Source organism: Natronorubrum halalkaliphilum, from assembly GCF_009834785.1.
Classification (GTDB): domain Archaea; phylum Halobacteriota; class Halobacteria; order Halobacteriales; family Natrialbaceae; genus Natronorubrum; species Natronorubrum halalkaliphilum.
In genome coordinates this window covers 66,051-80,432 of the sequence record NZ_WUYX01000027.1, presented here as the reverse complement: position 1 = coordinate 80,432, position 14,382 = coordinate 66,051, and the positions used below count along the sequence as shown (strand labels likewise).

Sequence of the window (14,382 nt, the reverse complement as noted above, 5' to 3'; positions counted from 1 at the left end):
TCTCAGTCCGCTTGAACGCGGGTTTGTTCTTCGTCCTCGTCCTCCTGTTCCGTCTGGCCTTCCTCCCACGCGAACAGGTCGCGCAGGCGTTCGCCGACGTCCTCGATCTCGTGGTTCTTTTCGGCCTGGTTGAGCTGCGTGTAGACGGGTCGGTTCGCCTGGTTCTCGGCGATCCACTCGGTCGCGAACTCGCCGTTTTGGACCTGCTCGAGAACCTCTTCCATGTTCTCCCGGACCCGGTCGTCGACCACGTCGTCCCCGCGAGTGAGACCACCGTACTCGGCGGTATCCGAGACGGAATCCCACATCGCGCCCAGCCCGCCCTCGTACATGAGGTCGACGATGAGCTTCATCTCGTTCATACACTCGAAGTAGGCCATCTCGGGGCTGTAGCCCGCATCGACCAGCGTCTCGTAGCCGACTTTGATCAGTTCGGCGATGCCGCCACAGAGGACGGCCTGTTCGCCGAAGAGGTCCGTTTCGGTCTCCTCGCGGAACGTCGTTTCGACGACGCCGGCGCGCGTACAGCCGATGCCCTTCCCGTAGGCCAGCGCGCGTCCCTTCGCGTCGCCGGTGTAGTCCTGATAGATCGCCAGCAGTCCCGGCGTCCCCTGGTCGTTCTCGTAGTTCCGGCGGACCAGGTGGCCCGGGGACTTCGGTGCGATCATCGTCACGTCCACGTTCTCAGGGGGCTGGATCTGGTTGAAGTGGATGTTGAATCCATGGGCGAACTGCAGCGTGTCACCCTCCTCGAGTTCCGGTTTGATCTGCTCGAAGACGTCCGGCTGGACCGTATCCGGGACCAGCACGGAGATAACCTCGGCCCGGGCCGCCGCTTCGACCGGGGTCGCAACCTCGAGTCCGTCCTCTTTCGCCGCCGCGCGCGAAGATGAACTCTCCCGCAGACCGACGACCACGTCGACCCCGCTGTCGTGGAGATTGAGCGCGTGGGCGTGGCCCTGGCTGCCGTAGCCCAGGACGGCTACCGTCGTGTTCGCGAGGTACGATTCGTCTGCGTCGTCGTCGTAGTAGATTTCGGTGTTGAATTCGTCAGTCATCGTCTGTTGAGTGAGTGTATGTCTGCTGGTGGTTCGCCGTGTCGGCGGGCGGTTCCTCCGCGGCGGCCGGTGATCCGACCGAGTGAGACGCGGCCGTCTCATCCGTGCCGCGGGCGAGGGCCGTCGTCCCGGTCCGGGAAATCTCCCGAATGCCGAACTGGCTGAAAGTCTCGATCGCGGCCTCGATCTTCTGGCGAGCACCCGTCACCTCGATCGTCGCCGTCTCCGGGCACGAGTCGACGGTGTTCCCGTCGTACATCTCCGCGACGGCGGCGACCTGATCGGGTCGCTCGGCCTCGACTTTCACGAGCGCCAGCTCTCGGCGCATCGCGTCGGGCTCGAGTTCCCGAACCGAGATGACCGGCACCAGCTTCCGGAGCTGTTTCTTGATCTGGTCGATACCGGGGTCGGGCTCCTCGACGACGACGGTGATCCGGGCGCGGTCGTCGTCGTTCGTCGGTCCGACCGTCAGGCTCTCGATGTTGAACTGCCGTCTCGAGAACAGTCCCGAGACGTCCGAGAGCACGCCGGGTTCGTGTTCGACCAGCGCCGAGATGACGGTCCGTCGGGGTTCGTGGGTCGCTTCGACCTCGGGGTCGATGCGAATGCCCTGCTTGTTGCGCCGGCCCTGCGGGGTCGGTCGCTCCTCGGGGGCGGGACCGTCCAGCCCTCGTTTCATAGCTGGTCCTCCGCCAGCGCGAACTGGCCGTTGTCGCCGCCGCTTGGCACCATCGGATAGACGTTCGCCTCCGGATCGATGTGGACGTCGATCACGGACGGGCCGTCGTAGGCGATGGCGTCTTCGATCGTGTCGGCGACCTCGTCGTAGCCGTCGATGCGAAAGCCCCTCGCCCCGAAGGCCTCAGCGAGTTTGTCGAACTCGGGCATCCAGTTGTAGTTCGACGCGGAGTGACGCCCCTCGAAGAACGCGTCCTGCCACTGTCGAACCATCCCGATGTACTCGTTGTTGAGCACGGCGACGGTGATGTCTAAGTTCTCGCGGACGGCCACGGACAGCCCCTGTAGCGTCATCAGGAACGAGCCGTCGCCGTCGATACAGACGACGTCCTGGTCGTCGTCGGCCGCGAGTCGCGCGCCGATCGCCGCCGGGAGTCCGTACCCCATCGTCCCGAGACCGTGACTCGAGACCCACGTGCGGGGCTCGGTGTAGGTCCAGTACTGGCAGGCCCACATCTGGTGTTGGCCGACGCCGGTCGTGACGATGGTGTCGTCGGCGGTGGCCTCGTCTAACGCCTCGACGACGAACTCCGGCTGGACCGGCTCGTCCTCGGGCGCGTCGTAGGCCATCGAATAGTCGGACTTCCACTGCTGGCACTGTGCGCGCCACTTCTTGGCTTCCGGCGAGGCGTCGACCGCCTCGCGCAGTTGCTCGACGACCGTCTCGGCGTCGCCGACGAGCGGATAGTCCGCGTGGATGTTCTTGCTGATTTCCGCGGGGTCGATGTCGACGTGAATGACCTCCGCATCTGGCGCGAAGGTCTCGATCCCGCCGGTCAGGCGGTCGTCGAATCGGGTCCCGATCGCCAGCATGGTGTCGCAGTGGGTGATCGCCATGTTAGCGTAGCCGGTGCCGTGCATGCCGGCCATCTCCATCGAGAGCTCGTGATTCTCCGGGAACGACCCGATGCCCGGCATGGTCGTCACGACCGGAATCTCGTGTTCGATCGCGAACTCGCGACAAGCCTCGCTGGCCTCGCCCTTGATGACGCCGCCACCGAGCAGCATGACCGGTCGGTCGGCGTTCTCGATCCGCTCGGCCGCGGCGTCGACGATCGCCGGATCGGCCCGCTCCTGGACGGTGTAGGTGTCGGGCACGTTCGGCTCGTCGGGTTCGCGGTCCGTCTCGGATTTCGTGATGTCTTTCGGCAGGTCGACCAGGGTCGGTCCGGGTCGTCCCTCGCGGGCGAGCGCGAACGCCTCGCTGACGTCGCTGCCGACGCGGTCCGGATCGCTCGAGAAGGTATTATCCTTCGTGACCGGCGTCGTGACGCCGGTCGTGTCGGTCTCCTGGAACGCGTCGTTGCCGACGAACTCCGTCGGCACCTGGCCCGTCAGGGCGACGAGCGGATCCGAGTCCATGTCGGCGTCCGCGATGCCGGTGACGAGGTTGGTCGCGCCCGGTCCGGACGTGGCCAGGCAGATACCTGGCTCGCCCGAGACGATGCCGTAGGCGTCGGCCGCGTGGGCCGCGCCCTGCTCGTGGGCCATCGTCACGTGGTAGATATCGGAGTCGTACAGCGCGTCGTAGACGGGCATGATCGCGCCGCCTTGCACGCCGAAGGCGTACTCGACGCCGGCGTTCTCGAGGGCGCGAACGACGGCTTCGGCACCGTTCGTGACGGGCTCGGGCGTCGGTTCCGCCGTCGTATCGGCGTCGGTCTCAGCTTCGGTGGCCGCGTCCGGGACCGCGCTGTCCGCGATCTGGTCGTCGTCCTGTTCGTCCGATTCGGCCGGTGTAACCTTTGCTGCACGTTCGCTCATCGATTACCTCCCGCCGGAGTACGGCGTTCTGTTGGTGTACGGGGTGTTTGGTGTGGTGTCATCTGGTGGATTGCGTGTCGCTGTGGAAGCGATGCGACGAATTCGGGTCGATAATGAGAAGGTGCTGTGTGAGGGGCTAGTTGGCCCCTACAATACGAATCGGAGCGAACGCGCTGCTGTTGTCCGCGGCCGGCCGGGCCAACAGCGAAGCGCGGGTCGTCATTATTGATGACGTAGGCGCCTCGAGGGTCATAACCTTTGCGAGTCTTGCAAGTGATGCAATTCTTGCGAGTCGTGAGACTCGAGCGCCACAGCAGGGGCTCGCGGACGGAAGCAAACAGGGAGGACATCGCTTAGACGTGCACCTCCTCCTCTTCCTCGCGTTCGCGCTGGCGTTCGACGCCGGCCGCTTCGGCGAAGCGCTCTAGGACGTCGACCGTGACCCGGCGCTTCTCCGCGCCGTAGTCTTTGACGCGTCGGGTGACCGCCGACACCTGTTCGTCGGTCGGATCGTACCCGCGCTCGCGCAGGCGTTCCCGAACGGAGTGCGTGCCGGTGTGTTTCCCCATGACAAGTTGGCGCTCGGCGCCGACCATCTCCGGAGTCATGACGCCAGGTTCGAAGGTGTCGGAGTTTTCGATCACGCCGGCGGCGTGGATGCCGCTCTCGTGGGAGAAGGCGTTCGCACCGACGATGGGCTTGTTGCCCGGCGTCTCCATGGCGCTTTTCTCTTCGACGATTTCGGACAGTTCCGCGATCCGGGTCGTGTCGATCCCCGTGTCGGTCTGGTAGAGCGACTCGACGGCCATCACGTACTCCTCGTAGGCGGCGTTGCCGGCCCGCTCGCCGATGGAGTTGACCGAAACCTGGGCCTGATCGGCACCCGCTTCGATGCCGGCCAGCGCGTTCGCGGTGGCCAGTCCGAAGTCGTCGTGCGTGTGGACGTCGATCCGCGCGTCGGTGTGGGCACGAACCTTCTCGATCAGTGCCTTGAACCGGGTCGGTGTGGCGACGCCACAGGTGTCCGGAACGTTGATCCAGTCGACGCCTGCCTCGGTGACCGCTTCGATCACGTCGATCAGGAACTGCTCGTCGGTTCGCGTCGCGTCCATCGGCGAGAACATGCAGGTCGTTCCCGTCTCTTTGACGCGTTCGACCGAGTCGACTGCGCGCTGTACGACTTCGTCCCGCGTTGCATGCATGGAGTCCTCGATCTGGACGTCGCTGGTGCTGACGAAGGTGTGCACCATCTCGACACCGGAGTCCAGTGCGGCCTCGATGTCCGCATCGACGACGCGGGCTAACCCGCAGGTCGTCGTCTGAGTTGCCGATGCAATATCGCGAACGGCCTCGAACTCCGCGTCGGAGTTGACGGGGAACCCCGCCTCGATGACGTGAGTTCCCATCTCGTCCAGAATGGACGCGATCTGCCGTTTATCGTCGTAGGAGAACGAAGTCCCGGGCGACTGTTCGCCGTCCCGGAGGGTCGTATCGAAAACACGTGCTGACTCTATTTCGTCAGTGGAATCTAACGTGCCCTGGAAGAACTCGACCCCCCTGACTGTTGTCAGAGGACGGGTTGTCTGGTGAAGACATTGTATCTGCATCCGAGGCGCGACGTCGTATATAAACCTGACGCAGTCGTGACTAACTCCTGATATGTCACGAAGTCTCATACATTTGAGGCGGTCGGAAAACCGCACGACATCAACGTCCTAATATGCGTTCATAGTTCCTATTATCATACCGTTCTCGTTCCGAGACACGTGCGGGGTAGCGCTCGAGTTACCCCGATTCAGTGCTTGAGCGACCGGGTGGAGCGCTGGCGCGCGGTCCGAATGGACGTTTGGGCAGAATTTGACTTCGGATAGGACGGCATATTCCGGAACGTGTTCCAATCCCTCGATACGATGCCTATTTGTTTATCTTCGGTCGATGGGGTGCCGGCGCGCGGTCAGTCTACGGCGTCGGGCGTGGTGGGAAAGAAAGACGAGGCGGGCCAGTGCCCCGGAGGCAGAGGCAGAATTACGCAGTTACGCTTCGATCGGCATCGCGATCGCATCCCCGCTACTCGAGCGCCTCCCGATGCGACTCGTACTCGCTGATATACCGATCTTCACAGGACGGACAGCAGAACGTCTTCACCTCGCCGTCGACCGTCGCCGTAACGCCGTCGCCGGTAACCCGTTTCCCGCAGACGACACACTCGAGCGAGAATCCCTGGGCGGAGAGTCCGGCGGTGCGGTCGGACCGCGCGAGCAGCGTCACGTCGTACCTGGACAGCAATGCGAGGTCAAGTTCGGACTCCAGCCACGAGCGCGCACTCGCGTCGGGAAGCGTCGCGCGAACGATAACGCGGCCGTCCATCCCCTCGGCAACGGTGTCGACGCCCGGCAGGTCGGCGACGGTGGCGTACACCTCGTCGACCGCGTCCGGTCTCGGGTCGAGTTCGACCAGTACGGACACGTCACCCCGGAGTTTCTCCCGGTCGATGTCGACCGTAAACCCCTGAATGATCCCCTGTTCTTCGAGCCGGGAGATCCGATCCGAGACGGCGGGCGGCGTCAGGCCGACGTTGTCGGCGATCTCCTTGTACGGCCGTCGAGCGTCCTCGGTGAGCAACTCGAGGATCTCGAGGTCGGTGTCGTCGAGTTCGCGCATGGGTGGTGTTCGGCCGGGACCGACAAGAGTGTACGGCGTCGGTGCGTCGGACGCGCGTTCGCTCGCGCTGATAGCGCGGCCACCGGACGGGACGATGCGAGTACCGCCGGATCATGCACCCGCCTGTAACAGCGTTTTGCCACTCGAGGTAGTATCTCCCGGCATGACGACCGACGAGATCACCGACCTCCTCACCGAGGCCTACATCGACGAACTCGAGACCGTGATGAACTACCAGACCAACGCGATCGTCCTCGACGGCGTCCACGCCGAAGAGGTGAAAACGAGCCTCGAGGAAGACGTCCAGGAGGAACTCGAGCACGCGCGCATGCTCGGCGAGCGCCTGAAGCAACTCGACGAATCGCCACCGGGATCGGAGGCGTTCGAGGCCACGCAGTCGAGTCTCCAGCCGCCCGAGGACACGACGGACGTCCAGTCGGTCATCGAGGGCGTCCTCGAGGCCGAGGACGACGCGATCGAGACCTACCGGGCGCTCCACGAGGCCGCTTCGGAAGCGAACGATCCCGTCACCGAAGACGTCGCGGTGACGATCCTCGCGGACGAGGAGGCCCACCACACCGAGTTCCGCGGCTTTCAGAAGGAGTTCCCGCAGGACTAGTCGTTGCGCGGGTGGGATTCAGATGTAACGCCGCGAGCGAACGAAGTGAGCGAGCGGGCCGAGGAACCCTCGAGGCCGCGCCAACGGCGCGGCTGAGGGGGTGACGCAGGCTTTTCATCGAAGCTAAGCGGGAGCGTAGCTCCCGCGAGGTCCGAGAGAGCTTTGCTCTCTCGAGATTTTGCCGAGGGCCAGCTCTGCTGGCCCGCAGCGCAAAAGTTCGGAGCCGAACGTTTTTCTCGCCCCGGTTCGACCCACCCGGTATGAGCGATTTCGACCTCGACCTTCGAACCGTCGAGGAGCACATCGACGAAGAACTCGACATCGAGGGGAGCATCGTCCTCGGTGTTCTCGACGGAACGACGCCGGCCGACGAGTGGCTCGAATCGATCTCGAACGGAAACGTACTCGTCCTCAACGTCGACGGCGACGTCAACGAACTGGCCGCCGGCTTCGCCCGCGATATCAGAGAGTCCGGCGGGAATCTCGTCCACTTCCGCGGCTTCCTGCTCGTGACGCCGCCGGGCGTGGACGTGAGCACGGATCGTTTGTAGGTGATAGGTAGTCAGTAGTCGGTGACCGGTGGTCGCTTGGTGATCGGTTATAGCTGGCGACCACGTTGGAGACGGATCGCGTCACTCCGACGACCCGAACTCGAGTCGCCCCACAACTACTCGAGTTCGATGCGACTCGAGTGGCTACAGAATACCGATCGCCGCGCAGCTGCGAGGTGTGAACCCGTCAAATAACGCGGAGGCGGCGGACACTGCCTCGGTGTCGTGCTACCCCGAGGCTTCCAACTTGCCGTAGTCGAACGCTTCGCCCATCTCCGAGAGCGTGTCGAGTTCGTCCTGCTCTTCCCGAAGCGTCTCCTCTAACGTGTCGGCGGCGTCGTCCATCCCGAGCTGGTCGGCCATCGGAATGAGATTGCCGTAGGTGGCGATCTCGTAGTGTTCGGACTTCTGGCCGGCGGCGATGTTGAATCGGTCGCAGGCCTCGTCGCCGGGGTCTTTGCCCATGAACTCCTCGTGGGCCTCGATCATCCCCTCGACGACGGGGTTTTCCTCGGCTTCGGCGTCCGCGTCGAGATGCTCGAACACCTGCTCGATGCGGTCGATATGCACCTCGGTCTCCTCGCGGTGTTCGGCGAACCCCGACCGCAGTTCCTCGTTCGAGGAGGTTTGCTCGAGCTCCTCGAGCGCGTCGACGAGTCGCTGTTCGGTGTAGTAGGCGTGCTTGAGTCCGGATACAAAGAGGTCTTCAGTTGAGTCGATGCTCGTAGGTGACCGTCAGTGAGAACAGCGCAGGAGTGCATAAATAGCAAGCTTGCAGGTGAGCGGAACTGAGGTTCCCAACGGCGAGTTTACGCGGTGAAAATCAGGAGTTCACGCGGTAAACGTCAGGAAGTGACCATCCGGATCCCGGACGACCACTCGCTCGTCCGTTTCCTCCTCCACCGACCGAACGCGATCAGCTACCGCCTCGAGCGCCCGCCTTGGCTCCTCGACTTCGAATCCGATATCGACGTGAACACCACCGCGGGCGTCGGCGATGCCCAGGTGGGGCTCCCAAAGTTCGAGCGCCATCGGCCCGTTCATGCGGACGCGCTTGCGATCCTCGCCCGTATCGACCGTCTCGAACCCGAGGTCGGCGTAGAACGATTCGGCCGGCTCGAGGGCCTCGACCTCGAGGACGATCTCGAATATTCCGTCGATCCCCGGGCCCTCGACGTCCTGTTGACCGAGTTCGACGCAGTTGCCGTCGGGATCGTACAGGTAGAGCGATTTCACGGGGCCGAACTGTGCTTCCTCGAGGTCGTGGTCCTCGCTCAAGCGATCCCACCAGTCGTCGTACTCCTGGCTCGGAATCGAGAACGCGTAGTGGGTGTGAAGCCCGCCCCGGGGGAGGCTGTCCGGCCGACGCAGAACGAGATCGGTCTCGCCCGCTTCGAACACCAGTTCGCCGTCCCGCTGCTCGCTGACGGTCATCCCCAGTACCTCCTCGTAAAACGTCCGCGCGGAATCGAGATACTTGGCTTCGAGTGCGAGTCGGGACAGCCCAGTGAGCATGGCCGAACGTACTTGCGGAAGGGACATAGAAGCGTCGCCGACGCGAATCACAGTCGGCACTTCGTCGAACGGCGTGCACGCACGTTTATGGATGAAACGGCCGTAGTGTCCCGGTATGACCTTCCGCGTTGACGAGACCGCAACCGATTTTCTCGAGATCGACCGCTTCGACGGCGGCGTCGGCTGGATCGCTCACCCGGACGAACGGATGCAACGGGCGAGCCACGCCCTCGAAATCGACGGCGAGGTCTGGGTCTTCGACCCCGTCGACGCCGAGGGGCTCGACGAGCTACTCGCCGAATTCGGCGACGTCGCCGGCGTCGCCGTCCTGCTCGATCGGCACAAGCGCGACGCCGCCGCCGTTGCGAACCGACACAACGTTCCGGTCTACTTGCCGCGAATCTTCGAGGGCGTCACCGAAGAGATCGACGCCCCGGTCGCCCGCTTTACCGACGAACTCTCGGAAACCGGGCTACAGGCCTGGACCGTCGTCGACAACCGCTTCTGGAAGGAGGTCGCGCTATACAACCCCGCAGACGCCACCCTCATCGTGCCCGAATCGTTCGGGACGGCGCCGTACTTTCTCGCCGGAAACGAACGCCTCGGCGTCCATCCGATGCGGCGACCCGTGCCCCCGCGGGCGGTGTTCGGCGACTTCGCCCCCGAACGGATCCTCGTCGGCCACGGCCCCGGCGTCACGACCGACGCTGCGGCGGTCCTCGAGGAGACTCTCGCGAAATCGCGTCGACGCGCGCCGCGGCTGTACGCGGGGATGGTTCGGGAGCTACTTCCGGTCTAACGCCCGACGAGATGCAGACGGTGACAGCGTGGCATACAACTAACTACGTTCCGGCCGTAATCCACCGATAGTGGTCTACATCACGCGCGCGCTCGTCGATGTCCTGATCGATCTGGCCAGCGACGCCGACCCCGATCGCGTGACCACGGGCGTCTCGGTCACTCCCGCGGGCGAACTCGAGGGGGCCGCGGACGAACTTCCGTTCCAGACGCCGGTCTTTACGGACTTTTTCCTTCCCGACCCCGGCAACGCAGTCAACGCCGTCTTCGGCGTCGATCTCTCGACGCCCGCCCGGCAGGCCCAGGGGCAGTTCGTTTCTCACCCCGTCCGGGAACTCGAGGTGACGAAACGAGACGACCTCGCGGAAGTGATCTTCGTCGCCGTCCCGCCCTGGGAACTCGACGAGGAGTCGTTCGCCGCCTTCGACCGGCGGGGCGAGCGCCAGCCCCTCGAGGTTATCGACGCCAAACCGCCGGACCAGTCGTTGTCCGGGTGACCGGAGGATGAGCAGCGGGGAGACTGGAAGTCGGCAGACGTTCGGGTGAACGCCGTCGAACATCGGGAGTCGACACGACCGCTCGCGCGACCGAACCGGGAACCGGGATACCGGGCTCCGCGACTCGAGACCGGGAACCGGTCACCATGGTCGATACCCTCGAGGAGCGCCTGTGACTCCGGCCTCGTGCCCGCCGCCTCAGACGGCCCCCCGTAGTCTGCACCGGCGCACCCACAGCCGTCCGTGGTTGTACCGGTAACTCGGTACGGCGGTCCGTAGCAGGCTCTACTCGAGGTAGCCCAGTCCGCGAAGCTGTTCGGTGATCTCCTCGAACTCGGCTTCGGTGAGTTCGCCTCGCTTCTGGTGCTGGATGACGATGCTCCGAAGGAGGAACCGAGTGAGGTCGCTCGTGCTCTGGAAGCTGGTTCCTTCGATCGTGTCCTCGACGCGGTCGGCGAGATCCTTCGGTATCGAAACCGTCGTGTATTCGGTCATACGCGATACTCCGTCGCCGGCGTCAAAGGAGTGTCGACGGCGTGGGTTTGTCAGGGGATGACGGCGTGGCTTCGCCACGGGATGACGGCACGGTTCAAGAAAATGATGGATTTCCACTATCGCATCTCACCAGTACGAATCCCGGCCCGTCTTCGTAGCGGTTTTGCTATCGGACATCGTACTGATCGGTATGGGAGTCCGGCCACCCTCGAGCGGAGACGACGACGAACCCGAGAGTGTCGAATTCGGCATCGCCGCCGTCGACGCCCGTCTCAAGCACGCTGATCTCTCGTTTCCAGCGTCGAAAGACGACGTCGCGGCCGAACTCGGTCACGAACAGATACCCTACGACGTCCACGGGAACAACGTCGCACTCGGTGAGATGCTCGCAGAAATCGACGCGACGGAGTTTCGATCCCGCCAGGAACTGCTCAACGCACTGCACGAACCGTTCGAAGAGTACCGACGGAACAACTCCGGCGGCGTCTTCCAGCAAGTGCGATCGATGCTCCCGTTCTGATCCCCGATCCACTACGGGTCGTCGTCTCGGTCCTGCGTCTCGCGTGTGATCTGCTCGAGACGGCGTCGTTGCTCGCGGTGAAGCGTGACGAGCATATCCGAGAGGACGCCGAACATGAGCAACTGAACGCCCAACAGGATGGCGGCCGCGGAGGCCATCGCCATGATTTCGTGGCCCACACCGTGTTGGAACCACTGCCAGAGGACGTACGTCGCGATGACGCCTCCCGAGAGAATGCCGCCGATACCGAGGCTCCCGAAGTAAAACAGTGGGTTGTTGGTTTTGGCAAGTGAGTACAGCGCAAGGACGATCGTGCCGCCGTCTTTGAGCGGATGCAGGTTCGTCTCCGACTCGTCGGGTCGGGCGCGATAGCTGATCGGGACGACCGTGGTGTCGATCCCGTGTTTGACACACTCGACGGCGAGTTCGGTTTCGATCGTAAAGCCGTCCGAGTCGAGCGAAAACCGTTCGAACGAGTCGACGGTAAACGCTCGGTACCCCGAGAGAATATCGTCGTAGTCGGCACCGTGAATGAACCGGAACGACTTGTTGATCATTCGGTTACCGAAGCCGTTCAACGCCTTCATCGCGTCGTCGTCCATGTTCGCAAACCGGTTGCCGATCACGTGCTCGTACCCTCGTGAAAGGGGCTCGAGCATCCGGTCCGCGTCGGCCGGGTCGTAGGTGCCGTCGCCGTCGACCATCAACACGTAGGGGACGTTGATGTACTCGAGCGCTTCGCGGACGGCCTGTCCCTTTCCGCTGCCCGACTGGACGAGGACGTGTGCACCGCGCTCCCGGGCAACCTCGCACGTATCGTCGTCCGAGTCGCCGTCGACGACGAAAACGTTCGTATAGCCCGCTTCGTAAAAGCCGTCGATGACACTACCGATCGTCGCCCCCTCGTTGAGCGTCGGAATGAGGACACAGACCTCGTCGGCAGCAATCTCGCGCGTCTCACGGCTCATGGCGATAACCTCGCCGTCACCGACCGCAATATTCGAATCCGCGAGAACCGCGTCATCTTCCATCGGCAGGCATTCCCCGCCGTGAGCGCAAAAGACTACTGATTGACCAGTGGCCGATTTATGAGCCGATTTGCAGCCCGCGTGAACCGTCACGCGAACTTACCAGGTGAGCCCCTCGTAGACCTCCAGGTCGGCTTCGTCGACACTGATTCGGCGGCCGTCGACGACGATCCGTCGAGCCATCCCGTCGAACGCGAGATCGTCGAACTCGGGCCAGCCGGTTGCGACGACCGCACCGTCAGCTTCCTCGAGCGCCTCGGCCGCCGATTCGGCGTACTCAACCTCGAGGTCCGGGCGGCTCTCGCGGACGTTTTCGATCGCGACCGGATCGTAGGCGACGGGGTGTGCGCCGCGGGCCTCGAGGTGTTCGAGAACGTCGAGCGCACGCGACTTGCGGATGTCGTCGGTACCGGGCTTGAACGAAAGGCCGAGCACCGCAATGCGAGCCCCCTCGAGCGAGACGTGAGTTTCGAGCAGGTCGACCAGCCGGCGAGGCTGGGCGTCGTTGACCGCGACGACGGCGTCGAGTAGGGCGGGATCGTACCCCTGCTCTCGAGCCCCGGCGCGCAGCGCGTCGACGTCTTTCGGGAAACAGGAGCCGCCCCAGCCGAGGCCGGAGCGCATGAAGCGTTCGGAGATGCGGCCGTCGAGGCCGACGGCCTCGAGCACCTCGTAGGCGTCCGCGCCGTACTCCTTGGCGATGTTGCCCAGTTCGTTGACCAGCGAGACCTTCGACGCGAGGAAGGCGTTGTTGGCGTACTTGATGAGTTCGGCCTCGCGGATATCCGTCTCGACGAGGTCGGTGTCGTCCCGGTCGAGGATCGGGGCGTAGAGCTCGCGCAGGGTGCTCGCGGCACTCTCGTTCGTCGCGCCGACGACGACCTTGTCCGGCTCGAGGAAGTCCTCGACGGCGGTGCCCATCCGGAGGAACTCGGGGTTCATCGCGAGCGAGAGGTCCTCGCCGATCCGTTTGCCGGATTCGTCCTCGAGGATCGGCCCGACGACGTCTTCGGTGGTGCCGGGAAGGACCGTGCTCTTGACGACGACGAGGTGATCGCCGTCTTTGTCGGCGAGCGCCCGGCCGAGCGACTCGGCGCCCGCCTGCATGATCGCCAGATCGAGACTGCCGTCCTCGGACTGGGGGGTCGGGAGACAGAGAAGGGTGACGTCGGTGTCCCGAACCGCGGCGTAGTCGGTTGTCGCCCTGAGGGTCGTTCCGGCGTGTTCGGCGATGCGTTCCGCGAGCCCTGATTCGTGGATCGGGGCCTCTCCGGCGTTGATCGTCTCGACGATCCCCTCGTCGATTTCGACGTTGATCACGTCGTGGCCGAGATCCGCGAGGCAGGCGGCGATCGTGGTGCCGACGTAGCCGCTGCCGATGATAGAGACGTTCATACCCACTTTGACGCCCGGCGGTCGTTAGATAGTTTTGGGTTCGAGTCGGGACGTCGAGGGCCCCACGTGGCGACTGACTGCCAGCGACGGACAAACGACTGCAGACGCAGCGCCCGAGCGGCCGTAGAAGATTGAAGGCTGAAGACTGAAGACTTATTCCCCCGATGACAGTAGAACCAGTATGCGCCGCCGGGATCTCCTCGCGACGGCCGGGCTCGCGTCGCTCGCCGGCTGTACCGCCTCCCTTCCGACGCTGTGCTCTCGGCCCGCGTTTCGCACGGATCGGCTCGAGTTCGAGACGCGACGGTACTCGTCGGTAGGGCGGTGGTGGAGCTACCCAGGAACGATACTGGCGACGGAACCGGCCCACACCGAACGGTTCGACCCACCCGAGGAGTTTACGGCCCAGCGAGACGTCGAACTCGAGTCGGCCGAACGAGCGTTTATCGACGACACCGACTTCGACGAATCGGTCCTCGTCGGACTCGTCGTCGGCACCTCGAGCCAGTCCACGGCCGCCAGGGTCACCCACGTCGTCCGCGAGGACCATCGCGTCCACTGTTACGTCTGTATTCGACGACGTGGCAGAACCGACGATCTGGCGCCGCAGGGACGGTTGATCCGGACGGCCGAATCGTGGAATCCGGACGAAGTGCGCGTGACGGTTACCGACGGGAACGACGCGACCGAGACGTTCGACTCCGACGGGACAGGGAGGGATATCCTCGAGCGGTGACCGGATC

16 protein-coding genes are annotated in these 14,382 nt (G+C 64.1%); 6 read left to right on the top strand and 10 right to left on the bottom strand.

The features are described 5' to 3' along the window. Positions 1–2 precede the first annotated feature (2 nt). The 5 genes from ilvC to GS429_RS08165 form a co-directional block, all read right to left on the bottom strand. A complete protein-coding gene (gene ilvC / locus GS429_RS08185) occupies positions 3–1,058 on the bottom strand; it encodes a ketol-acid reductoisomerase (RefSeq protein WP_160064437.1) in 1,056 nt (351 codons plus the stop codon). Further along, complete coding sequence (gene ilvN, locus GS429_RS08180) at positions 1,051–1,737, bottom strand: acetolactate synthase small subunit (protein ID WP_160064435.1); 687 nt, start codon at positions 1,735–1,737, stop codon at positions 1,051–1,053. The genes ilvC and ilvN overlap by 8 nt, the downstream gene beginning before the upstream one ends. After that, on the bottom strand, positions 1,734–3,560 hold the full coding sequence (ilvB, locus tag GS429_RS08175) for a biosynthetic-type acetolactate synthase large subunit (RefSeq protein WP_160064433.1): 1,827 nt from the start codon (positions 3,558–3,560) through the stop codon (positions 1,734–1,736). Before ilvB ends, ilvN begins: the two co-directional genes overlap by 4 nt. Positions 3,561–3,913: 353 nt before the next feature. Next, on the bottom strand, positions 3,914–5,167 hold the full coding sequence (locus tag GS429_RS08170) for a LeuA family protein (RefSeq protein WP_160064431.1): 1,254 nt from the start codon (positions 5,165–5,167) through the stop codon (positions 3,914–3,916). Between the two features lie 460 nt (positions 5,168–5,627). Continuing rightward, positions 5,628–6,221, bottom strand: coding sequence for a winged helix-turn-helix transcriptional regulator (locus GS429_RS08165; RefSeq protein ID WP_160064429.1), 594 nt, complete (start codon positions 6,219–6,221; stop codon positions 5,628–5,630). A gap of 163 nt (positions 6,222–6,384) precedes the next feature. On the opposite strand from GS429_RS08165, the gene GS429_RS08160 reads away from it, so the two are divergent. Both GS429_RS08160 and GS429_RS08155 read left to right on the top strand, forming a co-directional pair. Continuing rightward, entirely contained in the window at positions 6,385–6,840 is a 456-nt protein-coding gene (locus GS429_RS08160) for a ferritin-like domain-containing protein (protein ID WP_160064427.1), read from the top strand. Between the two features lie 260 nt (positions 6,841–7,100). Continuing rightward, complete coding sequence (locus tag GS429_RS08155) at positions 7,101–7,391, top strand: DUF5779 family protein (protein ID WP_160064425.1); 291 nt, start codon at positions 7,101–7,103, stop codon at positions 7,389–7,391. A 228-nt stretch (positions 7,392–7,619) separates the two neighbouring features. Here GS429_RS08155 and GS429_RS08150 read toward each other — a convergent pair whose 3' ends face one another. Together GS429_RS08150 and GS429_RS08145 are read right to left on the bottom strand one after the other, a co-directional pair. After that, complete coding sequence (locus GS429_RS08150) at positions 7,620–8,111, bottom strand: YciE/YciF ferroxidase family protein (protein WP_328821308.1); 492 nt, start codon at positions 8,109–8,111, stop codon at positions 7,620–7,622. A gap of 111 nt (positions 8,112–8,222) precedes the next feature. Then, positions 8,223–8,906: a VOC family protein gene (locus GS429_RS08145; protein ID WP_160064423.1), complete on the bottom strand. Its 684-nt coding sequence runs from the start codon at positions 8,904–8,906 to the stop codon at positions 8,223–8,225. Positions 8,907–9,021: 115 nt separating this feature from the next. Here GS429_RS08145 and GS429_RS08140 point away from each other — a divergent pair, with 115 nt between their 5' ends. Further along, on the top strand, positions 9,022–9,705 hold the full coding sequence (locus tag GS429_RS08140; protein WP_160064421.1) for a hypothetical protein: 684 nt from the start codon (positions 9,022–9,024) through the stop codon (positions 9,703–9,705). A gap of 70 nt (positions 9,706–9,775) precedes the next feature. Further along, a complete protein-coding gene (locus GS429_RS08135; RefSeq protein ID WP_328821300.1) occupies positions 9,776–10,201 on the top strand; it encodes a JAB/MPN domain protein-containing protein in 426 nt (141 codons plus the stop codon). Between the two features lie 285 nt (positions 10,202–10,486). Here the strand turns inward: GS429_RS08135 and GS429_RS08130 are convergent, their stop codons facing one another. Next, a complete protein-coding gene (locus tag GS429_RS08130) occupies positions 10,487–10,696 on the bottom strand; it encodes a ribbon-helix-helix domain-containing protein (protein WP_160064419.1) in 210 nt (69 codons plus the stop codon). Positions 10,697–10,886: 190 nt separating this feature from the next. Between GS429_RS08130 and GS429_RS08125 the strand changes: the two genes are divergently transcribed. Further along, positions 10,887–11,216: a DUF5789 family protein gene (locus GS429_RS08125; protein ID WP_160064417.1), complete on the top strand. Its 330-nt coding sequence runs from the start codon at positions 10,887–10,889 to the stop codon at positions 11,214–11,216. Between the two features lie 11 nt (positions 11,217–11,227). Here GS429_RS08125 and aglJ read toward each other — a convergent pair whose 3' ends face one another. Then, positions 11,228–12,247, bottom strand: a complete 1,020-nt coding sequence (aglJ, locus tag GS429_RS08120) for an S-layer glycoprotein N-glycosyltransferase AglJ (protein WP_160064415.1) — start codon at positions 12,245–12,247, stop codon at positions 11,228–11,230. Positions 12,248–12,343: 96 nt separating this feature from the next. After that, complete coding sequence (aglM, locus tag GS429_RS08115; RefSeq protein WP_160064413.1) at positions 12,344–13,639, bottom strand: UDP-glucose 6-dehydrogenase AglM; 1,296 nt, start codon at positions 13,637–13,639, stop codon at positions 12,344–12,346. A gap of 181 nt (positions 13,640–13,820) precedes the next feature. Between aglM and GS429_RS08110 the strand changes: the two genes are divergently transcribed. Next, positions 13,821–14,375, top strand: a complete 555-nt coding sequence (locus GS429_RS08110) for a hypothetical protein (RefSeq protein ID WP_160064411.1) — start codon at positions 13,821–13,823, stop codon at positions 14,373–14,375. The last annotated feature ends 7 nt before the right edge of the window (positions 14,376–14,382 follow it).

Bases quoted from the DNA above. Each gene is read 5' to 3' on its own strand.
- ilvC (WP_160064437.1), bottom strand. From the start codon at position 1,058: ATGACTGACGAATTCAACACCGAAATCTACTACGACGACGACGCAGAC.
- ilvN (WP_160064435.1), bottom strand. From the start codon at position 1,737: ATGAAACGAGGGCTGGACGGTCCCGCCCCCGAGGAGCGACCGACCCCG.
- ilvB (WP_160064433.1), bottom strand. From the start codon at position 3,560: ATGAGCGAACGTGCAGCAAAGGTTACACCGGCCGAATCGGACGAACAG.
- GS429_RS08170 (WP_160064431.1), bottom strand. From the start codon at position 5,167: ATGCAGATACAATGTCTTCACCAGACAACCCGTCCTCTGACAACAGTC.
- GS429_RS08165 (WP_160064429.1), bottom strand. From the start codon at position 6,221: ATGCGCGAACTCGACGACACCGACCTCGAGATCCTCGAGTTGCTCACC.
- GS429_RS08160 (WP_160064427.1), top strand. From the start codon at position 6,385: ATGACGACCGACGAGATCACCGACCTCCTCACCGAGGCCTACATCGAC.
- GS429_RS08155 (WP_160064425.1), top strand. From the start codon at position 7,101: ATGAGCGATTTCGACCTCGACCTTCGAACCGTCGAGGAGCACATCGAC.
- GS429_RS08145 (WP_160064423.1), bottom strand. From the start codon at position 8,906: ATGCTCACTGGGCTGTCCCGACTCGCACTCGAAGCCAAGTATCTCGAT.
- GS429_RS08140 (WP_160064421.1), top strand. From the start codon at position 9,022: ATGACCTTCCGCGTTGACGAGACCGCAACCGATTTTCTCGAGATCGAC.
- GS429_RS08130 (WP_160064419.1), bottom strand. From the start codon at position 10,696: ATGACCGAATACACGACGGTTTCGATACCGAAGGATCTCGCCGACCGC.
- GS429_RS08125 (WP_160064417.1), top strand. From the start codon at position 10,887: ATGGGAGTCCGGCCACCCTCGAGCGGAGACGACGACGAACCCGAGAGT.
- aglJ (WP_160064415.1), bottom strand. From the start codon at position 12,247: ATGGAAGATGACGCGGTTCTCGCGGATTCGAATATTGCGGTCGGTGAC.
- aglM (WP_160064413.1), bottom strand. From the start codon at position 13,639: ATGAACGTCTCTATCATCGGCAGCGGCTACGTCGGCACCACGATCGCC.
- GS429_RS08110 (WP_160064411.1), top strand. From the start codon at position 13,821: ATGCGCCGCCGGGATCTCCTCGCGACGGCCGGGCTCGCGTCGCTCGCC.